Origin of the sequence: Maribacter sp. X9, assembly GCF_048537565.1 — a bacterium.
GTDB lineage: Bacteria > Bacteroidota > Bacteroidia > Flavobacteriales > Flavobacteriaceae > Maribacter.
Window position 1 is genome coordinate 3865782 of record NZ_CP183215.1, and the last position, 20879, is coordinate 3886660.

13 protein-coding genes and 1 pseudogene are annotated in these 20879 nt (G+C 41.1%); 11 read left to right on the top strand and 3 right to left on the bottom strand.

What is annotated here, in order from left to right; genetic code table 11:
- The first annotated feature begins 1 nt into the window (after position 1).
- Positions 2 to 2176, top strand: coding sequence for an ATP-binding protein (locus ACNR9Q_RS16545; RefSeq protein ID WP_419214295.1), 2175 nt, complete (start codon positions 2 to 4; stop codon positions 2174 to 2176).
- Here ACNR9Q_RS16545 and lpxK read toward each other — a convergent pair.
- On the bottom strand, positions 2157 to 3164 hold the full coding sequence (gene lpxK / locus ACNR9Q_RS16550) for a tetraacyldisaccharide 4'-kinase (RefSeq protein WP_419212331.1): 1008 nt from the start codon (positions 3162 to 3164) through the stop codon (positions 2157 to 2159). The genes ACNR9Q_RS16545 and lpxK overlap by 20 nt on opposite strands.
- Before the next feature lie 50 nt (positions 3165 to 3214).
- On the opposite strand from lpxK, the gene ACNR9Q_RS16555 reads away from it, so the two are divergent.
- From ACNR9Q_RS16555 to ACNR9Q_RS16570, 4 genes and pseudogenes are all read left to right on the top strand, one after another.
- On the top strand, positions 3215 to 4309 hold the full coding sequence (locus ACNR9Q_RS16555; RefSeq protein WP_419212332.1) for a Nif3-like dinuclear metal center hexameric protein: 1095 nt from the start codon (positions 3215 to 3217) through the stop codon (positions 4307 to 4309).
- A 1-nt stretch (position 4310) separates the two neighbouring features.
- Positions 4311 to 5090 (top strand): zinc ribbon domain-containing protein, encoded by a 780-nt coding sequence (locus ACNR9Q_RS16560; RefSeq protein ID WP_419212333.1) that lies wholly within the window; start codon positions 4311 to 4313, stop codon positions 5088 to 5090.
- 66 nt (positions 5091 to 5156) lie between these two features.
- Complete coding sequence (locus ACNR9Q_RS16565) at positions 5157 to 5570, top strand: DUF4174 domain-containing protein (RefSeq protein WP_419212334.1); 414 nt, start codon at positions 5157 to 5159, stop codon at positions 5568 to 5570.
- A 198-nt stretch (positions 5571 to 5768) separates the two neighbouring features.
- Positions 5769 to 5876, top strand: a pseudogene (locus tag ACNR9Q_RS16570) (YebC/PmpR family DNA-binding transcriptional regulator); the annotation flags it as partial.
- A gap of 94 nt (positions 5877 to 5970) precedes the next feature.
- On the opposite strand, the gene ACNR9Q_RS16575 reads toward ACNR9Q_RS16570, so the two are convergent.
- Entirely contained in the window at positions 5971 to 13611 is a 7641-nt protein-coding gene (locus tag ACNR9Q_RS16575) for an AbfB domain-containing protein (protein WP_419212335.1), read from the bottom strand.
- A 457-nt stretch (positions 13612 to 14068) separates the two neighbouring features.
- Here ACNR9Q_RS16575 and ACNR9Q_RS16580 point away from each other — a divergent pair, with 457 nt between their 5' ends.
- Positions 14069 to 14497, top strand: coding sequence for a FixH family protein (locus tag ACNR9Q_RS16580; protein ID WP_419212336.1), 429 nt, complete (start codon positions 14069 to 14071; stop codon positions 14495 to 14497).
- A gap of 15 nt (positions 14498 to 14512) precedes the next feature.
- On the top strand, positions 14513 to 15664 hold the full coding sequence (locus tag ACNR9Q_RS16585; protein ID WP_419212337.1) for a cytochrome-c peroxidase: 1152 nt from the start codon (positions 14513 to 14515) through the stop codon (positions 15662 to 15664).
- 4 nt (positions 15665 to 15668) lie between these two features.
- Here the strand turns inward: ACNR9Q_RS16585 and ACNR9Q_RS16590 are convergent, their stop codons facing one another.
- Complete coding sequence (locus tag ACNR9Q_RS16590; protein ID WP_419212338.1) at positions 15669 to 17012, bottom strand: FAD-dependent oxidoreductase; 1344 nt, start codon at positions 17010 to 17012, stop codon at positions 15669 to 15671.
- A gap of 134 nt (positions 17013 to 17146) precedes the next feature.
- Between ACNR9Q_RS16590 and ACNR9Q_RS16595 the strand changes: the two genes are divergently transcribed.
- From ACNR9Q_RS16595 to ACNR9Q_RS16610, 4 genes are read left to right on the top strand one after another with little or no spacing between them, the layout of a single operon-like run.
- The gene (locus ACNR9Q_RS16595; RefSeq protein ID WP_419212339.1) at positions 17147 to 17800 is read left to right on the top strand and encodes a flavin reductase family protein; all 654 of its coding nucleotides are present in this window, start codon (positions 17147 to 17149) and stop codon (positions 17798 to 17800) included.
- Entirely contained in the window at positions 17800 to 17943 is a 144-nt protein-coding gene (locus ACNR9Q_RS16600) for a DUF2256 domain-containing protein (protein WP_419212340.1), read from the top strand. Before ACNR9Q_RS16595 ends, ACNR9Q_RS16600 begins: the two co-directional genes overlap by 1 nt.
- A gap of 28 nt (positions 17944 to 17971) precedes the next feature.
- On the top strand, positions 17972 to 19267 hold the full coding sequence (locus tag ACNR9Q_RS16605) for a DASH family cryptochrome (protein ID WP_419212341.1): 1296 nt from the start codon (positions 17972 to 17974) through the stop codon (positions 19265 to 19267).
- A 43-nt stretch (positions 19268 to 19310) separates the two neighbouring features.
- Complete coding sequence (locus ACNR9Q_RS16610; protein WP_419212342.1) at positions 19311 to 20843, top strand: cryptochrome/photolyase family protein; 1533 nt, start codon at positions 19311 to 19313, stop codon at positions 20841 to 20843.
- Positions 20844 to 20879 lie beyond the last annotated feature (36 nt).

Below are 20879 nucleotides of genomic sequence, written 5' to 3' on the forward strand. Positions count from 1 at the left end.
AATGTTTTTTTTGGTAGCAACAACGTCCGTACTTTGCCAAGATTCTGTTCCCCACGGAGATTTACAACCCTATTTTGACCAAGCAAGAAAATTCAGGAACCAGAATAAAATAGATCTAGCCTTAGAAACTTTGAATACCGCGGCAAATGAAGCTGAAAAAAATGAAGATTTAAAATCATTAATCGACAGTTTACATGAACTGGCACTACTCTATCTAAAGCTTGACAAGGAGGGAGATACTGAGTTCTATTGGGACCGCGCCAGTGTATTGTTAAAAGACATAGCCTACCCTTATGGTGACGCAATGCATAAATACATTGAATCAATTCTGTTATACCGAAGTGATCGAAACTTTCAGTCCTTGTTTATGCTCAACGAGGCAAAACAACTTAATAACGACCGTAATTTTTATAACAACCTTCTATTGATAGAAGCAAAGGTATATCTCAACTTAGAAAAATACGAGAGTGCTACCAAAAATTTAAATTCACTTGTAGTAAATACCGATGTTTATGAAAAAGAATATCTTGCCACACAAGCTTATTTGACTCTTGCAGAACTATATTTAAAAACGGGAAATTTATCTGAATCAGCTAAAAATGGGGAAGACGCTTTGACACTTGCTCAAAACAATGGCTTTTTGGAAGAAGTCAAAGAAGCTAATAGGCTATTATCAACGACATATGAAAAACTGGGGCTTTATCAAAAATCATTAGTAAACAGTCAAAATTTAGTGCAACTTAAAGATTCCATTTTTACAATTGATAAAAATAAAATTGAAGTTAAAACAGCGGATAAAATCACCGATGATTATAAAACCGAGGAAATTGCACGACAAGAAAAGAAAATTGAAGAACTTACAGAATCTCAAAATAGGTCTGAACTAACGGCTATCTTGACCTCGGCATTTTTAATAATCATATCTCTTTTAGCCGTAACCCTGTATCGTAACAACCAAATAAAACTTAAAACCAACGATTTACTACAGACTAAAAACAAAGAATTACAAATAGCAAGGGATGGTGCCGTACAGGCCATGGAAGCTAAAACCAATTTTCTTTCAACCGTAAGCCATGAACTGAGAACACCACTTTACGCCGTTACAGGACTTACCCATCTCCTATTAGAAGAAGAACCCCAAGCGCACCAAAAAGAACATTTAAAAGCCTTAAAGTTCTCGGGCGACTATTTGCTTAACTTCATAAATGATATACTTCACATTAACAAGATAGATGCCAATAAGTTAGAACCCTTAAATATGGAGTTCAACCTTAAAAAAGTCATCAAAGAGGTGATTAACTCCTTGACCCAAAGCGCAAAGACGAACAACACTAAACTGACTTTAGAATATGATCCTGAAATTCCGGGTCAACTGATCAGTGACCCCTTAAAACTATCGCAAATTTTCATGAACTTGATCGGTAATTCAATTAAGTTCACCAAAGGTGGTGAAGTTAGGGTCATTGCAAAACTATTGAACAAGATAGAGGATGACGTTACCATCTATTTTGAGGTAAGCGATAATGGCATTGGCATTTCAAAAGAAAAACAACAAAGTATTTTTGAAGGGTTTGAGCAAGGTTCTATCCAAATCAACAGAGAGTATGGTGGTACCGGTCTTGGTCTAACCATCGTAAAAAGCTTATTGGGCCTATTCAATAGTAAAATTGAATTGGAAAGTAACCTTGGTGAAGGCAGTTCGTTTTTCTTTGAAATAAAAATGAAAAGTATGGACGATTTGCCGGAAGGCGATATAACCTTTGAAATCACGCCACGTGATTATGATTTTAAAGGTCTACACTTATTGATAGTCGAGGATAATAAGATCAATCAGGTCATTACCAAAAAGATGTTATCAAAAAAGGAAATGACCAGTGATATTGCAAATAATGGTCACGAAGCTATTACCCTTGCCAAAGAAAACGTATATGACGCTATTTTGATGGATATTCACATGCCAGGAATCAGTGGAGAAGAAGCAACTATAGAAATTCGAAAATTCAATCAGGACACTCCTATCATAGCTTTGACCGCAATCTCTTTGGATGATAGTTTAGAAAGTTTTTATGCGGCTGGATGTAATGATGTGGTCACCAAACCATTTAAACCAGAAGTTTTCTACCAGAAAATAGGGGAGAATATTTTCGATAAGAAAATCAAGAGTTCCTTGACATAAAGTCCTGTAATTCTGAACTTAAAAGTTCAAGTCCGTTTTCTAAAAATCGGTGTGAGATTTCAATATAATAAAGCCCCACCAAGTCATTTTTAAGCCGTACATAATCCTTCTCCGTTGTTAAGACGAACTCCTTTTGTTTTAGCGTTTCCAATTCTTTTTTGGTAAAAAAATGATGGTCGCTGAATTTTAAATGTTCAAATTTAAGCTCCTTCATCTTCAAATAATCAACCAAAGGAGCGGGATTAGCAATACCGGTCACCAAGGTCACTTTCCTATCTTTTAAACTACTTATATCAAGTGGAATCCCCTCCCCCTTCAACCTAGGTTCATAAGATAAAAAGCTAAATAGTACTTTTTGATTTTCATCAGGATGCAGTCGTTTGATCATCTCGATCCTTGATGATGCATCCAAGTCTTCAGGGCATTTAGTGACGACGATAATTTGGGCTCTCTTAGCCGCCGCTTTACTATCTCTAAGGTTTCCGGTAGGCAGATACCAATCATCACTATAGATTTGGTCATATGCCGTTAAAAGAATGGAAAAACCCGGATTTACTTTTCTATGTTGGTACGCATCATCTAACAGAATGAGTTCTGGTTGAACAGCATAGTCCAATTGCACTATACCGTTTCGCCGGTTGGCCTCTACAGCAACTTCAATAGTAGGAAACTTTGATTTCAGTTGATAGGGTTCATCTCCCAATTCCTGAACTGTAGTTGAAGAATGGGCCAATACAAATCCTTCAGATTTTCGTTTGTACCCTCTACTTAGAACCGCAATTTTATAGTCTTCCTTTAAAAGACGGACAAGGAGTTCTATCATCGGAGTTTTTCCCGTCCCCCCAACACTCAAATTACCAACACAGATGGTTGGTGTTGTAGAAGATTTTGAGGGAAAAATTCCTAAGTCATAAAATAGATTACGTAAGTAAACCACCATGGCATACACCAAGGAAATGGGAAAAAGAAGTTTTCGAAGTACTTGCATTAGAACGAAATTATAATAATTTATCTTTGAATACCTTATAAACCTTGAAAATGACCATAAAAGAAGTTACTGATATCCTTGAAGAATTTGCACCTTTAACCTATGCCGAAGATTTTGACAATGTGGGCCTTTTAATAGGGAATGCTACAACGGAGGTCGACGGAATTCTGGTTACCTTAGATACCTTGGAGAATGTTGTCGACGAGGCGATTGAAACCAACTGTAATCTTATTATTAGTTTTCATCCTATCATTTTTAACGGTTTAAAAAAAATTACGGGTAAAAATTACGTGGAACGCGTAGTTCTCAAAGCCATAAAAAACAACATTGCCATTTACGCCATACACACTGCATTGGATAACACACCTTTTGGGGTGAATGGTAAAATAGGGGAAGTTCTAGGGCTTACGAACCCTAGCATCTTGATTCCTCAAAAAAACACCCTTAGAAAATTAACTACCTATGTTCCGGTCGCACATGAGGAAAGTCTAAAAAATGCCCTGTTTCTTGCGGGTGGGGGTGACATTGGAAATTATTCGCATTGTAGTTTCAGCATAGAGGGCAAAGGTACCTTTAAGGCAAATGAGAAAGCGAATCCTACGGTAGGGGAAATTGGCCAAATTCATACCGAGAATGAGACAATGGTTTCTTGCATTTTTGATAAAGGAAAGGAGAATCGCATCACCCAAGCGTTAAAAAACACCCATCCTTATGAAGAGGTAGCCTACGAAATAACTTCCCTTAATAACACAAACCCTTATATAGGAATGGGTTTAATTGGTGAATTGGTGGAAGGTATGCCAGAAACTTCATTTTTAGAAATGCTGAAAATTAAAATGAAAACCCCCATAGTAAGACATACCAAACTGCTTGGTGAACCTATACAAAAAGTAGCCGTTTTAGGCGGTAGTGGTGCCTTTGCGATAGGTGCTGCAAAAGCTGCCGGAGCTGACATTTTCATAACTGCAGATGTCAAATACCATCAATTTTATGAAGCTGAAAATCAAATTGTAATAGCAGATATAGGACACTTTGAAACTGAGCAGTTTACAAAAAACCTTTTAGTTGATTATCTTACGAAAAAAATTCCTAATTTTGCAATCCGTTTATCGGAAAGTATAACAAATCCCATCAAGTATTTTTAATATGGCAAAAAAAGAAGAGACCAGTGTAGAAGCAAAATTAAGAGCATTATATGATTTGCAATTAATTGATTCTAGGGTTGATGAAATAAGGAATGTTCGTGGTGAACTACCTTTGGAAGTAGAAGATCTTGAAGATGACGTTCTTGGCCTAAAAACGAGAATGGACAAATTAAAGTCTGATCTAGAAAATATAAATTTTGAAATTGGTGCCAAGAAAAATCTTATTGAGGAAGCCAAAGCACTGATCAAAAAATACGGCGAACAACAAAAGAATGTTCGTAATAGTAGAGAGTTCAATTCGATAAGTAAAGAATTGGAATTTCAAGAATTGGAAATTCAATTGGCCGAAAAAAACATTAAGGAGTTCAAAGCTCAAATTGAACAGAAAAAAGAAGTCATTGCAGAAACTAAAGAGCGTTTGGGAGAACGTGAAGCGCACCTGAAGCATAAAAAAAGTGAATTGAATGCTATTCTTGCCGAAACGGAGAAAGAGGAAAGAGCTCTTTTAGAGGAATCCATCAAATATCAAGATAAGATAGAAGATCGTTTGGTAAAAGCTTACGCAAGGATCCGTAACAATGTTAAGAATGGTTTGGCCGTTGTCCCCATCGAAAGAGGAGCTTCCGGAGGTTCATTCTTCACCATTCCACCACAGGTGCAGGTAGAGATTGCCTCACGTAAAAAAATAATTACCGATGAGCACAGTGGAAGAATCTTAGTGGATCCCACTTTAGCCGATGAGGAGCAAGAAAAAATGCAAAAAATGTTCGCCAAATTATAGAACGAATAGCATCATATAAAAAAAGCCATCTTTTAAGGGTGGCTTTTTTTATTTATATTACAGGGTATGAAATTCTTAAAGATAATCGTAACACTGCTCATGGCACACTCCTCCTTTTCTCAAACCCAAAGTTTATCGGACTTTACCTGGAAAAATAGAATCATTATTCTTTCTGATACCGATACCGAATTCAAAGATGCAAAAACTGCTTTAAAAACGACTACAAAATATAAGAGGGAACTCGAGGACAGGGACATAATCTTATTTCTCCAGCATAACGGAAAATTGTACAACACCAAAATTCAGTTGACCAACATTGAACCCTCTAAAAAAGTTCCCGATAATTTTACCGGTTATCTTTTGATCGGGAAAGATGGAGGCATCAAATCCAAAGAGCCCTACCCCATAAAACCCGAGGGCATTTTCAATTTAATTGACAGTATGCCAATGCGAAGGGCTGAAATGAAATCAAACCACTGATTACGCTACCAATTCCACCATCAACTTCTCCACTTCCGCACTATCCCTTTGATTTTCAATATCCGGGTATTGCATGACCTTTCGCATAATTTCCTCCTGTGCGTCTCCGGCCGCTAAAGCTTCTGCATAAGGACGTTGAGAAAAAATTACACGGCTATAGGCGGGAATCGATTTGTCTATTTTCGAAAAATCCCATAAGTAACCAAGTCACTTTTGAAGGAAGAAGCCTCGGATGTCGAGAAACGCCTTGAAAGACTGGAAGAGGACGACGACGTACAGAACGTCTACCATTCCATGGAAGAGTGATCATTATATTATTTTTTAACATAAAAAAAATTGACATAAAAAAGGGTACCGAACGGTCCCCTTTTTGTTTATGATTTTATCGTTAATTCGATTTCTATTGCCGTTTAATCAGCATCTGCTGTTGGAACTCCGTTCCCGAAGTATCCGTGGTCTTCACGAAATACATCCCAGCTGGCATCTCCTGTACGTTCACCGGTGTACCACGTTCATCGATTTTCCCTCCTTCGATCGTTCTGACCAACCTACCGGTAACGTCGAACACCTGTATTGTGCCTACCGTTGTCGGCATATCGAAGCTCATGGTGGTCTCTATGTGCGCAGGGTTGGGGTAGAGCTTTAGGTTGTTCAACGGTTTTGATACGGTCACTTGGTTCTTGGACGAAGCCGGCGAACTTATGTTCCCCAGCACCTCGATCGCGTTCACCAAGGGGTTCTCCTTAGCCCCGTGCAAGAAGCCCACCTCCAGCGACCCGCCGCTCACCGTAACACCATAGCTAAGCATACCGCCACGGCGGTGCCCGAACTCCGACACCAGGTCAAGGCCCGTGCGCACCGGTACCCCCTCCAACGTGATGCCGAACACACGGTCGCCCACCTGAGAGGTCTCCGAGTAGTGGTCCCCAAGGTAAAGGTTCACAACGTACTCCCCGTCCGCGAGCGGGATGCTATAGGCCATCTCGGGCGCCGCGCCAACGTCGTAGCGCTCCCTGGCGAACAGCTGACCGTAAAGACCCGCGTCGATGTAGCCAGGCAGCGAAGGGTGACGGGAGGCGTAAGAGACCCCCTGGTTCAGGGTGCTCGCCGTGCCCGTGTTCACCGTGAAACCGGAACCCGTACCGCCACCGCTGACCGCATCGGAAACCCAGTCCGGACCGTCGTCCGCCGAGGCCACCAAGGGCCCGCCGGCGTTAAGGCGGTAGACGATCGAAGAGGGCTCGGTAACCCTCCACGTGAACTCCGTGGAGACCTGGACCGAACCGGTACGGTCGGCCGTCACCCTTACCGTATACCCCCCTGCGGGACCGCCGACCGTACCCGAGATACTTCCGGTCGTAGCGTCGATGCTTATTCCGGAAGGTGCTCCCTCGATACCGTACGAAAGCTGTTCGGAAAGGTCACCGCCACTGGCAACCGCGAAGAACTCCACACCGCTGCCCGTTACGTCCGAACGGTCGGCTATGGGTGCCATCGCCAAGGGCGAGGGCTCGAAGGTGCCGCCCAGCACCTCGATCGCGTTCACCAAGGGGTTCTCCTTAGCCCCGTGCAAGAAGCCCACCTCCAGCGACCCGCCGCTCACCGTAACACCATAGCTAAGCATACCGCCACGGCGGTGCCCGAACTCCGACACCAGGTCAAGGCCCGTGCGCACCGGTACCCCCTCCAACGTGATGCCGAACACACGGTCGCCCACCTGAGAGGTCTCCGAGTAGTGGTCCCCAAGGTAAAGGTTCACAACGTACTCCCCGTCCGCGAGCGGGATGCTATAGGCCATCTCGGGCGCCGCGCCAACGTCGTAGCGCTCCCTGGCGAACAGCTGACCGTAAAGACCCGCGTCGATGTAGCCAGGCAGCGAAGGGTGACGGGAGGCGTAAGAGACCCCCTGGTTCAGGGTGCTCGCCGTGCCCGTGTTCACCGTGAAACCGGAACCCGTACCGCCACCGCTGACCGCATCGGAAACCCAGTCCGGACCGTCGTCCGCCGAGGCCACCAAGGGCCCGCCGGCGTTAAGGCGGTAGACGATCGAAGAGGGCTCGGTAACCCTCCACGTGAACTCCGTGGAGACCTGGACCGAACCGGTACGGTCGGCCGTCACCCTTACCGTATACCCCCCTGCGGGACCGCCGACCGTACCCGAGATACTTCCGGTCGTAGCGTCGATGCTTATTCCGGAAGGTGCTCCCTCGATACCGTACGAAAGCTGTTCGGAAAGGTCACCGCCACTGGCAACCGCGAAGAACTCCACACCGCTGCCCGTTACGTCCGAACGGTCGGCTATGGGTGCCATCGCCAAGGGCGAGGGCTCGAAGGTGCCGCCCAGCACCTCGATCGCGTTCACCAAGGGGTTCTCCTTAGCCCCGTGCAAGAAGCCCACCTCCAGCGACCCGCCGCTCACCGTAACACCATAGCTAAGCATACCGCCACGGCGGTGCCCGAACTCCGACACCAGGTCAAGGCCCGTGCGCACCGGTACCCCCTCCAACGTGATGCCGAACACACGGTCGCCCACCTGAGAGGTCTCCGAGTAGTGGTCCCCAAGGTAAAGGTTCACAACGTACTCCCCGTCCGCGAGCGGGATGCTATAGGCCATCTCGGGCGCCGCGCCAACGTCGTAGCGCTCCCTGGCGAACAGCTGACCGTAAAGACCCGCGTCGATGTAGCCAGGCAGCGAAGGGTGACGGGAGGCGTAAGAGACCCCCTGGTTCAGGGTGCTCGCCGTGCCCGTGTTCACCGTGAAACCGGAACCCGTACCGCCACCGCTGACCGCATCGGAAACCCAGTCCGGACCGTCGTCCGCCGAGGCCACCAAGGGCCCGCCGGCGTTAAGGCGGTAGACGATCGAAGAGGGCTCGGTAGTTGCAGTCACGTTTACCGTAGAAGAAGCTATAAAATCACCGTCTTCAGTTTTAACTGTAACAATAGCCTCGCCTTCTGATACTGCTGTCACCTTGCCGAAGGCATCAACTACAGCAATTTCATCATCATCTATAGACCATACGACTTGTTTATTCGTTGCATTTTCAGGTAAAACCTGAACCGTTAAAATAAAATCCTTTCCTACTTCTAATTCTAAATTAGAGTTTGAAATTAAAATACCTGTAACAGGAATACTGAACTCAGAACTGCTAGAAATGAATGTAGCATCGTTTTTAAAAGCGACTGAACCATCATTTTCCACTAGACCAAATTCATAATTAAAATGTCTAATAAAATATTCTGGGTAATTTGGAGATTCAAAAGATACTTTAGTTGGATCAGCAAGACCTGGAACCTTCAGGAAGGTGGCGTCATCTAAAATGTTTATATCCTCTAACTTTCTCAACTTTAAAAGAAAGTTATAATGCGCCAGATAATATCCTGGATTATCTATGGATTCGAAGGAAACACCATTTGCGTCTCCCAGACCGGCAACTACCCGAAAACTAATAGATTCTTTATTGGCGGTCAAATCCTCTTCAGTGTGTAGAATCAATTTTACCTGGTTTTCAATACCCTGATGGGTAATGAAATAATCTGTCAAATTAATAGACTCAAAGGTCTGTACATCATCCTCACAACCATCTGGGATATCGTTGTCGTTGACGTCGACAGTATCATCACTTCCTGAACACACATCACAACCGTCAGGTACTCCATCGTTGTCCAAATCAAGGGTGTCGTCAGAATCGGGACATTTGTCATTCTCATCACAAATACCATCCCCATCGCTGTCAGAACAATCGATATTGAAGCTCGCAGGAATGAACGTGACATCTTCTTTATAAACATCTGTATCAGCAAATGGCACTATTAAGAATTTAAAGTTCTCATGTCGAATATATCGATCAGGGAAATTCTTTGATTGGAACGATACCTTAGTAGGGTCAGCCAGACCAGGAACTTGAAAGAATGTAGCATCATTCAACACGGCGATGTCCTCTAACTTTCTCAACTTTAAAACATAATCATAATGAGCTAGGTAATGCCCAGGATTGTCAATGGACTCAAAGGATATGGCACTATTGTCTCCAAGACCTGGAACAATCTTGAAACTTAACTGCTCTCTATCGGCCGCAAACTCCGTATCTGATTTCAATAAAAGTTCCACTTGGTTCTCTATACCTTGATGACTTATATAATAATCAGTCCAATTAATGGATTCAAAAAATTGTACATCAGCCTCACAGCCATCAGGGATATTATTTCCGTTCACATCGACGGTATCGTCGCTACCCTCGCAAACATCACATCCATCGGGCACGCCATCACCATCCACATCCAAGGTATCGTCAAAACCATCACAGACATCATCGGTATCACAAACCCCATCATTATCACTGTCAACGCAATCCACTATTTCATAGCCAGATGGTAAAAAGGTCGCGTCATTTTTATAAACCTCAGTATCGGCAAAGGGCACTATTAAAAATTGAAAATTCTCATGCCTTATATATCGATTAGGAAAATTCTTTGACTGAAACGAAACCTTGGTAGGATCTGCAAGACCAGGAACTTGAAAAAAGGTTGCGTCCTCTTCCTTACCACCAACTAAATCATCAATACTCCTCAATTTTAGAACATATCCATAATGTGCGAGATAATATCCTGGATTATCTATGGACTCAAATGATATCGCTGTATTATCGCCAAGACCTGGAACTATTTTGAAACTCACTGCACCTCTATCAATCTTAAGGGATTCATCTGTTTGAAGTATAAGACCAACTTGATTCTCTATTCCTTGATGGGTTATGTAGTAATTTTCCCAATTAATGGATTCAAAGGTCTGCACATCGCCCTCACATCCGTCAGGAATGTTGTTCCCGTTAAGGTCAAGCTTATCATCACTACCCGCACAGATATCGCAGCCATCTGGAATACTATCTCCATCTTCATCTAATTTATCATCATTATTGGGACATAGGTCTTCAGAGTCCAAAACACCATCTTTGTCTTGGTCACAATCGGTCGTGCAAGTTTCGAACACAATGAACGCTTGATTTGTTAAGGTGACTCCATTGAGACTCGCAGAAACAGTAACCGATTCTGCTGTAAAGTTTTTGATTGTCGCAGTATAGGTGCCATCTCCATTGTCCTTAACCGCTCCTAATTCTGCATCACCAGTAGCGCTTAAAATAACATCGCCCCCACCAGTCATCACTAAATTTCCATTTGCATCTGCTAATTGAACCAAAACTTCAATTGGTACACCATTCGCTACTCCAGTTCCTGAAACTATAATCTGAGTATTTGCATTGCTGGGGTCAGCCGGTCCCGAAGTAAATGATATTTGCGCAGGACTACCATTCTTAATAGCCACCTCAGGTGTTACACCGTTGTCATTATCCGTATCAACAGTTGCAGATATTTCAACGGTTTCTATAACGGTATTGATTACAGTAATACTTGCCGAACCAGTTTCATCGGTTTGAACTGTATTGTTGGAAAGTACTGCGTTACCTGTAACGGAAAATGTCACGTTATAACCTGCTCCAATAATGTCGTCGCCTGAAGCACTCTTTAATTGAACAATAACTGTTTCTTCTTCTATACCGTTAGCTTCTGCTATACCGTCATCAAGAGATAGTTTTGTACCATTTGACGAAACATCAACGACTAAATCACTTGGCTCAATATTCTTTCCTGTCTTAAAATTCCAGGTTGCATCCATTTGTGCATTGGAAAAATCATCTGAATTATCATCCAAATTCACCAATGTTAATTGAAAGTTATAATGCGCAATGACACTGCCTGGGTTGGACTTAGACTCCAAAGTAAACTTATTTGGATCTGCGTAGCCACGTTTCAAATAAAATGTTGAATTATCGTTAAAAACAGGGCTGGTATCGCTCCCCTTTAATACTATTTGATTAGATTCAATGGACCAATATGAATTTGGGTCAACAACCGACCTAAAAGAAATTCCCGCTGGATCACCTAAACCTGGTACGATTGTAAAATTGGTTTTTACACCATTGTTCTTTTCTAACAAAACTAAATTCTCCGTTGCTCCTGTCGAAGCATAAAAATTAGGATAATTATGCGACTCCAGTCTCATATTCTGACCCGGTCTGGGCGCAGTTGGTTTAAAAGTAGCATCACCTTTGAATGTGTCGTTATTTTGGAACTGCCTTACTCCAAGTTCATAAGCCTGATGCCTAATATAATAGTTAGGATAATTTTTTGATTCATAAGACACCATTGTATTATCCGCTAAACCCGGCCTTTGGTAAAAAGTAGAATTATTTTTGAACTCTGCCGATTGTGCATATTCTTTAAGTTGCAGAACAAATCCATAATGCGATAGATAGTGTCCTGGCATATCTACAGACTCGAAAGAAACACCAGTTGGATCTGCCAATCCAGGTACTATCTTGAAGCTGCTTTTTTCCTTTTCAGCAGCCAAATCATCATTGTTCTGTGTAATTATTTTAACAATATTTCCAAGACCATCATGGGTAATGAACTTTTCTGGGAAGTTGAAGGATTGAAATGATTTTACCCCTGTCTCAACATATTTTCCACTTGAAAGCTTTACCATTTTTGCAACGGACGGTGTGCCTTGACTATTCACTACAATCAACATATAATACCCTGGTGGTGCAATATTTGAATTCTCGGGAAAATTAACGCTAACTTTTGTACCGCTTGCACTAAAGTCCAAGGGCACCAATCTTTGGTCAAAATTGGTTGCGTGCGTAACGGAACTTAATTTAATCAAATGAACCTTAGAAATAGTTCCTGCAGCATCTACCCTTAAATCATACATCATTTTATAACCAGCTTCTTCTGGTGCTTCCAGAATAACTGGTCTAGTTGCTAAACCTCCATCTCCATTGAATAGGTAAGGTGGCGAATATATTTCACCGTTAACTTCATTTTTACAAGGATCACAAATTCCCCCACCATGAACAAGCCTACCATCTGGCAATAAAACTGCGGTGGAATGATATTGTCTGTTTCGCTCCATTTCGGCTCCTACCGTCCACGTATTTGTATCGGGATTCCATATTTCCACTTTGTTCGTAGCCAATGGGTCACTGTACTGATTTCCTTTGTTAAAAGCATTGTTTGCCCCATAATCGGCACCAGCTGAATTACCACCACTCACTGCAACAGAGCCATCGGCAAGAATTGTTAAATTCTGTTGACGTCTACCAAATGCCATATTTCCAGCGAAATTAACTACTGGACTTCCTCCATTGATATCAATTTTATAGGTGTCTTTAGGAGAATTTCCTCCACCAGCAACTAATATTTTTCCAATATCGTACATGGCATAACTACCATAATCCCTAAAATGAGTGTCTCTATCAGCCAACTGCTCCACACTTCCCTCTCCTTCCACATTTAAATAGCGCATTTTTTCTTCTGGACCCGCATAAAACACTTTTCCATTTGGTGCTACCTGTGTCCAAGGAAAATAGGACCTGTTATCGATGAAAAGTTGAGGGTCATTTCCATAACCTAAATCCGCATTTTCTAAAAAATCCCATGAACCATCTTTATAAATTTCGGGAGCACTATTGTCCGCTTCTGTCTGATAACCTCCGGTCATTAAAATGGTGCCATCTGCCAAGGTTGTCGCACTTGGATAGTAACGTCCTTTATTCAAATCGCTTGTTTGAACCCACATATCTGTCTTCCAGTCATATATTTGAGTCAAGGGATCATTATAGCCGATTGTTCCTGTTGCCGCAAGAACATTTCCATTGGGAAAACTAGTATGAGGACCACAAAACATGTCCTTATTAGATGGATTTCTTTGTAAAATAGGCAAAGCATTATGCGTGTTTGAAATTGGATCCCAAACCGACATATGATAAGGACCTTGATATGCAAATGCCCCCGGTCCATCATCGGATGTATCATCCCATATTAAAACCTTTCCATTGGGCAAAACTGACATGTGTACAGCGGCGGCTGGCCATTCATACACTTGTGACCATTCACCTAATTCGGCCTTTTGTGCATTAATAGAATTAAATTTCAGGAAAAAAAGAGAAAAAAGACAAAGAAAAAAGTAATTTAGTTTCATAATGGTTGGTTTTAACTGATTGTAAATAAAGCATTTATAAAAACCCGTATGCAGCAATTTTCGTTATAACTACAATATATCGGATAAACTGCACAATAAATTTTCAAAAAGTAAGTTGCAGAAATTAGATGACAGAAAAAACCAATCAAAGAATACTTAAATTACTAAGGCCCGTATTGACTTAAAAAAATAAGGTAGAAATCTTACCGAATTTATCCTTATCCTATTATAATCAAGACAAATTCATTTAAAATGAAACAAAAATACTCCGAGTTCGTTTTAATTTTTAAATTCTCTATATCAAGAAGCTAACTGGACTCTAAATCTAATTGGCTGAATAAAGACTATTATTTGATGGCATCATCTTTGTTAAATAGAGATTTAGGCCCGATATTATGATTTCATCTCCAAAGGTTCATCAATAAAAAATATTCAGAAAAACCTAAATAATTGTACTATGAAACTCATTTTCAAACACCTCAAAATTTTGACTTATGTAAGTCTTCCCTTATTTTTTGCCCAACCAAATTTTTCCCAAAAAAATACAACTAATGAGGAGATAGTCATTTTATCAAAAAACGAAGAATATAAAATAATTTTGGATTCCTCTAAAATTGACAAAAAAATAAATCAATTTGTAGAATGGCAATTCAAATTAGAAAGAATGGATAAAGAAAAGCCAGTAGTCGGCGCATCTATAAAAATTGATGGTGGTATGCCAAGCCATGGCCATGGATTACCTTCAACCCCGAAAGTCGTTAACTTGGGAAAAGGAATTTATAAAATAACAGGATTAAAATTCAATATGCCAGGTTCATGGACTATAAATTTTTTAATATTTATAGATGGAAGACTGCAATCGCTAGAATACTCTTTTGAACTATAGAATAAACCAACAGTAATGAAAAAATTATTGATTTCATTCCTAATAATTATTTTTATTATTTTAAGTTTTTCTTGGAACAATCAAAAATTTAGTTGGACCGATAGGGAAATCTCTTTGATTACTTCCATGGCCTTGGATCAAGCAAACACTAATATCCCTGATCCAAGTAATGCGGTTTCTAAAGATACCATTGCCATTAAACTTGGAGAACTACTTTTTTTTGAAGATGATTGGGGTAAACAAAATGGTATTTCATGCGCTACTTGTCATCGTCCTGAAAATTATTTCACAGATGGGTTGTCAAAAGGTTTTGGAATAGACACTTTAACCAGAAATACTCCTTCCATACTTAGTTTGGAGCATAGCCCTTGGTTATATTGGGATGGAAGACGAGATAATCTTTGGAGCCAAGCCCTTACTCCTATGGAAGCGCCTAATGAAATGGGTTTAAAAAGAGGAGATATAGTGAATTATGTATTGGGTCATGAAGTGTACGGCGATTTATATAATAAGCTATTTAAGAAAGGAGTAAATCAAAATGCAGAATCAATAAATAAAAGTTTTTCGAATATCGGAAAAGCTATTGCAGCCTTTGAAATTACCTTAAGGTTTAAAGGATCGAAATTTGATAAATACGCAGAATCCTTAAAAAGTGATTTGAAGAATACAGAACGTATTTTTACAAATGATGAAAGGGAAGGTTTACGATTGTTTCTAAGTGAAGAAGTAAGATGTACTCAATGTCATAACGGTCCATTGTTCAGTAATTACGATTTTCATAATACAGGATTATCAACACTAAACAAAGAACCTGATTTTGGTAGGGCCGTAGGGTTATTAAATTATCAATTCAATGAATTTAATTGTACAGGAGAGTATAGTGACTGTTCGAGGAATGAATGTGAAAATGTTATGCATTTAAACAGAAAAGAACGTAAGATGGCAGCATTTAAAACGCCCTCTCTTAGAAATGTTAAACAAACTGCTCCATACATGCACGATGGAAGGTTCAAAAATTTATCGGAGGTTTTAGAACATTATAGAAATGCGCCTAGACCTGAGTACGGCGTTCAAGAGTTAAAGCCTCTAGATATTTCAGATAAACAGCTATTGCAATTAGAAGCTTTTTTAGGAACGTTAACAGATACAATACAGATTTACAACTAAAATCTTAAGATAGAAGCTCTAATATTAATCGCTCTACCCCGTCGCTATCCCATAGATGTTCTATATCTGGATATTGCATGACCTTTCGCATAATTTCCTCCTGTGCGTCCCCCGCCGCTAAAGCTTCTGCATAGGGACGTTGAGAAAAAGTAACACGGCTATATGCGGGAATCCATTTATCAGGATGTTTACTTGAAAAATGCTTTTCTATTTTCTTTTGCAAGAGAAATTTGGGATCGGCGGTTTTACTGCTCATTTCCATAAAATTGCGATAACTTAATTCTGCTATGGCATCCGCATTGGGTTTGCGTTGTTCTTGGTACGCCTCGAAAATGCTTTGCCAATCATCCCCATACTGCTGCATAATTTGATCAAGCACAAAAATATCCTCGAAGCCGGCATTCATTCCCTGACCGTAAAAAGGCACTACGGCGTGGGCGGAATCCCCTACCAGGGCCACTTTATCCCAATAGGTCCAAGGGTAGCATTTCATGGTGACCATGGCGCTGGTGGGATTTTTAAAAAAGTCTTCGGTCAAATTCTCGATATCATTCTTGACATTTGGGAAATGGGTGGTGAAAAAATGGATGGCATCCTGTTTGGTTTTGATACTTTCAAAGGAAACTTCGCCTTCAAACGGCATGAAGAGGGTACAGGTGAAACTTCCGTCCAAGTTAGGCATGGCAATGAACATAAACTTCCCTCTGGGCCAGATATGAAAAGAATGCTTATCCAGTTTATGCGTTCCATCCGCATTCGCGGGAATGGTCAATTCCTTATAACCCACATCGATGAAATCCTGAGAGTAATCAAACCGACTACGCCGTTGCATCTTATGCCGCACTCTGGAAAAAGCACCATCACAGCCAAAAACGAGGTCAAAAGGATATTCTGTCCATTCCCCTTTCTCGGTTTCTCCGGTATACACTTTGGCTTCGGGCAGATTGATGTCCCAAACCTTTTCCTCGAACCGAAAATCGACCCCGTTCTTTTCGGCCAAATCTATCATTCGCTTATTGAGTACACCTCGCGATATGGACCAAATGGCTTCTCCTTCCTTACCGTATTTTTGATAATACTCTGGTTTCCCTACCACGTGCATAGCACGCTTATCCAAGGGTATCGCTATTTTTTTAATTTCCTCCTCGATGCCAACCGCTCTTAAGGCATTCCAACCACGATTGCTCATGGCCAGATTTATGGAACGGCCGGAAAATTCGATATGACGAATGTCCGGTCTTCTATCAAAAACGGTGATCTGATGTCCGTATCGCTTTAAATAAATGGCAAGTAAAGAACCTACGAGTCCTGAGCCAATGATGGCTATATTTTTTTTGCTTTGGGTCATATTTTAGGCTTTCGCCAAAATTTTTGAACGTTAAAAGTAGGAAATTATGGCCTATTCTCACTAGTAACTCCAAAAACTAACCTAATGTTTTAGTAAACCGCCAACTAGAATTGTTTAGGTTATTCGTATTTTTAATGAACAAAATAAAACCATTGAAACATTTTAGCAAAACGGAACTGAATAATTTACCCAGTCGGTATCGTGCCCACCTCATCAACAGCTGTACCGGGTATAAATCTGCCAATCTTTTGGGAACCCGGTCTAAAAACGGGATTAGCAATCTGGCCATTTTTAATTCCATTGTACATATTGGTAGTAATCCGCCGCTTTTAGGCTTCATTCTTCGGCCCCTAACGGTTCCCCGGCATACGTATGGCAATTTTAAGGAAACGGGATTTTTTACGGTCAACCAGGTGCACAAAGACATGTTAAAGGATGCCCATCATACCTCGGCCAGTTATGCTTTGGATGTATCCGAATTTTCAGAAACAAAGCTTACCGAATGTTATTTGGATGATTTTGAAGCTCCCTACGTGTCGCAAAGTAAAATTAAGATAGGCTGCCGCTATGTGAACGAATATGAAATTAAAGAGAACGGTTGCCTATTAATTATTGGTGCCATTGAACATATTTATGTTCCCGAAAGCATCATGCACGAGGATGGATGGGTGCAATTGGATAAAGCCAACACCGTTGCCGCCATTGGCCTAGATGGTTATGCCCTGCCTATATTGATTGACAGGTTTGCCTATGCCAAACCGGATGAGGAACCCAAAACATCTTTGTAGTGGCACACAAAAAACAGAATCTTCCAGAAAAAATTTGCGCCACCTGTGGCAGACCTTTTACTTGGCGTAAAAAATGGGAAAAAAACTGGGACGAGGTTAAGTATTGTGGTGAAAAATGTAGAAGGAATAGGGCTAGTGGTTAGTGGAATTAAAATATTAAAACGTAAAAATTTGAAGAACTTAATCTGGTTTCGGAACGACCTAAGGGTACAGGACAATACATCACTTTTTAAGGCAATGTCAGGGGAAAATGTCATTGCGTATTTCTGTTTTGAATCCGTTTATTTTGAAAAGGATATTTTCGGGTTTCAACGGACCGAAAAATACAGGGCCAAATTTCTAATTGAAACGGTCACCCAACTGAAGCACGAGCTGGAAAAATTGAACATTCCCCTTTTTGTTTACTATGGAAAGTCGGATTACTTTTTACCCAAATTAATTGAAGAACACGATATAAACACCGTTTTTCTGCAAAAGGAATGGACAAGAGATGAAAACCAAGTCCTAGATTCCGTCAGGAACAAAGTTCAACCCACAGTCTCCTTTATAGAAACCTATGACCAATTCCTATTTCATCCAGAGGATATCCCCTACCCCAGTTTTTCATCTATACCACAGGTATACACCAACTTTCGAAAGAAATGCGAAAAGCAAACCGAGGTACGACAGCTTACGACTATTGAAGATAAACTACCCAAAGCTAACCTGGTTTCCAATTCCAGTCAAATACCCACGTTGACAGACCTTGGTCTAGAAGACTTTGAAACCGATGCCCGAAGCGCATTTCCTTTTTTTGGAGGAGAAAGCGAGGCCTTGGGTAGAATAGACCATTATTTCTGGGAAAGTAAAAAATTGGCTTATTATAAAAAGACGAGAAATGGTCTGGTGGGTCTGGATTACAGCTCTAAACTATCGCCATGGTTGGCCAACGGAAGTATCTCGCCCCGAACCATTTACTGGGAAGTGAAACGTTTTGAAAAAGAGGTCAAGAAAAATCAGGATACCTATTGGTTGATCTTTGAATTGATTTGGCGCGATTATTTTAAATATGTATCCCTAAAACAAGGTGAAAAACTATTTTCCATTGGTGGTATCTTGAACAAGGAGTATGTTTGGAAATCTTCCAACGCCGCCAAAACGGAGTGGATCCACGGCACTACCAAACAGCCTTTTATCAATGCGAATATGAAGGAATTGGCGAATACAGGATGGATGAGCAACAGGGGTCGTCAAAATGTCGCAAGTTTCTGGGCAAAGGAACTACAACAAGATTGGCGAATAGGAGCCGCTTATTTTGAAAGCCTCTTGTTGGATTATGATGTGCATAGCAATTGGGGCAATTGGATGTACAACAGCGGTGTGGGCAACGACCCTAGGGACCGCAAGTTCAATATCAAAAGCCAGGCAGAACGTTATGATGGTAACGGCAAATTTCAGAACCTATGGCTTCAAGAAACCTTATTTTAATGTAGTACAAGTCCATTATGGACTTCAGAAATAAAAGATAACAATGAAAACACTACGGCTGATCCTAGGAGATCAATTGAATCAAAAACATTCCTGGTTTACAAACGTGGATGAGAGCGTCATCTATATCATGGCAGAAATGCGTCAAGAAACGGACTATGTAAAGCATCACATTCAAAAAGTCGTAGGCTTTTTTATGGCCATGCGCAGTTTTAAAGAGGATTTGACCGAAAAAGGACATCGTTTCAAATACCTGACCATTGGGAATCCAGAAAATCCACAAGACCTTAAAAAAATAATCACCAAATACATTTCAGAGACCAAGGCCGAAAAATTGGAATACCAATTGCCTGATGAATATCGACTGGACCAACAATTACAGTCCATCTGCGAGGATTTAAGTATTGAAACGGAGGCTTTTGATACGGAGCATTTCTATACTACAAGAAATGAACTGAAAGATTTTTACAAGGGGAATAAACAAATGGTAATGGAAAGTTTCTATCGCATGATGCGCAAGAAACATAACATTATGGTCAACAAGGACCAACCAGAAGGCGGTAAATGGAATTTTGACCAGAGCAACCGTAAAAAGTGGAAAGGAGAACCTGAAATTCCGCATGATCGTGGGTTTAGAAAAGAGGTGTCCCCTATTCTCCAAGAACTGGAAAAGGCGGGTGTGGAAACGTTTGGAAATATTGAGCCAGAATCCTTCAACTGGCCTGTCTCCCGAGAAGATTGCCAATCCGTTCTTCGCTATTTCTGCAAAGAACTATTGGTCCATTTTGGGGATTACCAAGACGCCATGCACGACCATGAAAAATACCTTTTTCACTCGCGACTGTCCTTTGCCATGAACACTAAAATACTATCACCACAAGAGGTTATCGATAAAGTATTGGAACATTTTTATGAGCATAAAGAGGAAATAGACATCTCTCAAGTGGAAGGGTTTATTCGCCAAATACTAGGCTGGAGAGAATATATGCGTGGTATCTATTGGAAAGAAATGCCCAAGTATGCCCAAATGAACAAACTAGAAAATAAAAACAAATTACCAGATTTCTTTTGGACAGGAAAAACGAAGATGAACTGTCTAAAACATGCCATCGGCCAAAGTCTAGACACGGCCTACGCCCACCATATCCAACGTTTGATGGTCATTGGTAATTATGCTTTATTGACACAGATTCACCCAGATGAAGTGGACAAGTGGTATTTGGGCGTGTATATCGATGCTATCGAGTGGGTCGAGATCACCAATACCAGGGGGATGAGTCAATTTGCGGACGGGGGAATCGTTGCAACAAAGCCTTATGTAAGCAGTGCCAATTACATCAATAAAATGAGTAATTATTGTGGTTCCTGCTCCTACAGTCATACCAAAAAAACGGGTGAGAATGCCTGTCCGTTCAACGCCCTCTATTGGAATTTTTTAAATGAGAAACGAACATTTTTCCAAGATAACCATCGCATGAACATGATGATGAGTTTGTTGGAAAAGAAAGACGAAAAGGAGTTGAACGAATTGACGGAAAGAGCTCAAGCTATCATCGCAAACCCCGACACCTTTTAATTGAATTTAAGGTTCATTTAACGTTAAAAAAACATC

Coding starts and splice junctions, on each gene's coding strand:
- ACNR9Q_RS16555 (WP_419212332.1), top strand. CDS start 3,215: ATGACCATAAAAGAAGTTACTGATATCCTTGAAGAATTTGCACCTTTA.
- ACNR9Q_RS16565 (WP_419212334.1), top strand. CDS start 5,157: ATGAAATTCTTAAAGATAATCGTAACACTGCTCATGGCACACTCCTCC.
- lpxK (WP_419212331.1), bottom strand. CDS start 3,164: ATGCAAGTACTTCGAAAACTTCTTTTTCCCATTTCCTTGGTGTATGCC.
- ACNR9Q_RS16545 (WP_419214295.1), top strand. CDS start 2: ATGTTTTTTTTGGTAGCAACAACGTCCGTACTTTGCCAAGATTCTGTT.
- ACNR9Q_RS16585 (WP_419212337.1), top strand. CDS start 14,513: ATGAAAAAATTATTGATTTCATTCCTAATAATTATTTTTATTATTTTA.
- ACNR9Q_RS16610 (WP_419212342.1), top strand. CDS start 19,311: ATGAAAACACTACGGCTGATCCTAGGAGATCAATTGAATCAAAAACAT.
- ACNR9Q_RS16595 (WP_419212339.1), top strand. CDS start 17,147: ATGAACAAAATAAAACCATTGAAACATTTTAGCAAAACGGAACTGAAT.
- ACNR9Q_RS16560 (WP_419212333.1), top strand. CDS start 4,311: ATGGCAAAAAAAGAAGAGACCAGTGTAGAAGCAAAATTAAGAGCATTA.
- ACNR9Q_RS16580 (WP_419212336.1), top strand. CDS start 14,069: ATGAAACTCATTTTCAAACACCTCAAAATTTTGACTTATGTAAGTCTT.
- ACNR9Q_RS16575 (WP_419212335.1), bottom strand. CDS start 13,611: ATGAAACTAAATTACTTTTTTCTTTGTCTTTTTTCTCTTTTTTTCCTG.
- ACNR9Q_RS16590 (WP_419212338.1), bottom strand. CDS start 17,012: ATGACCCAAAGCAAAAAAAATATAGCCATCATTGGCTCAGGACTCGTA.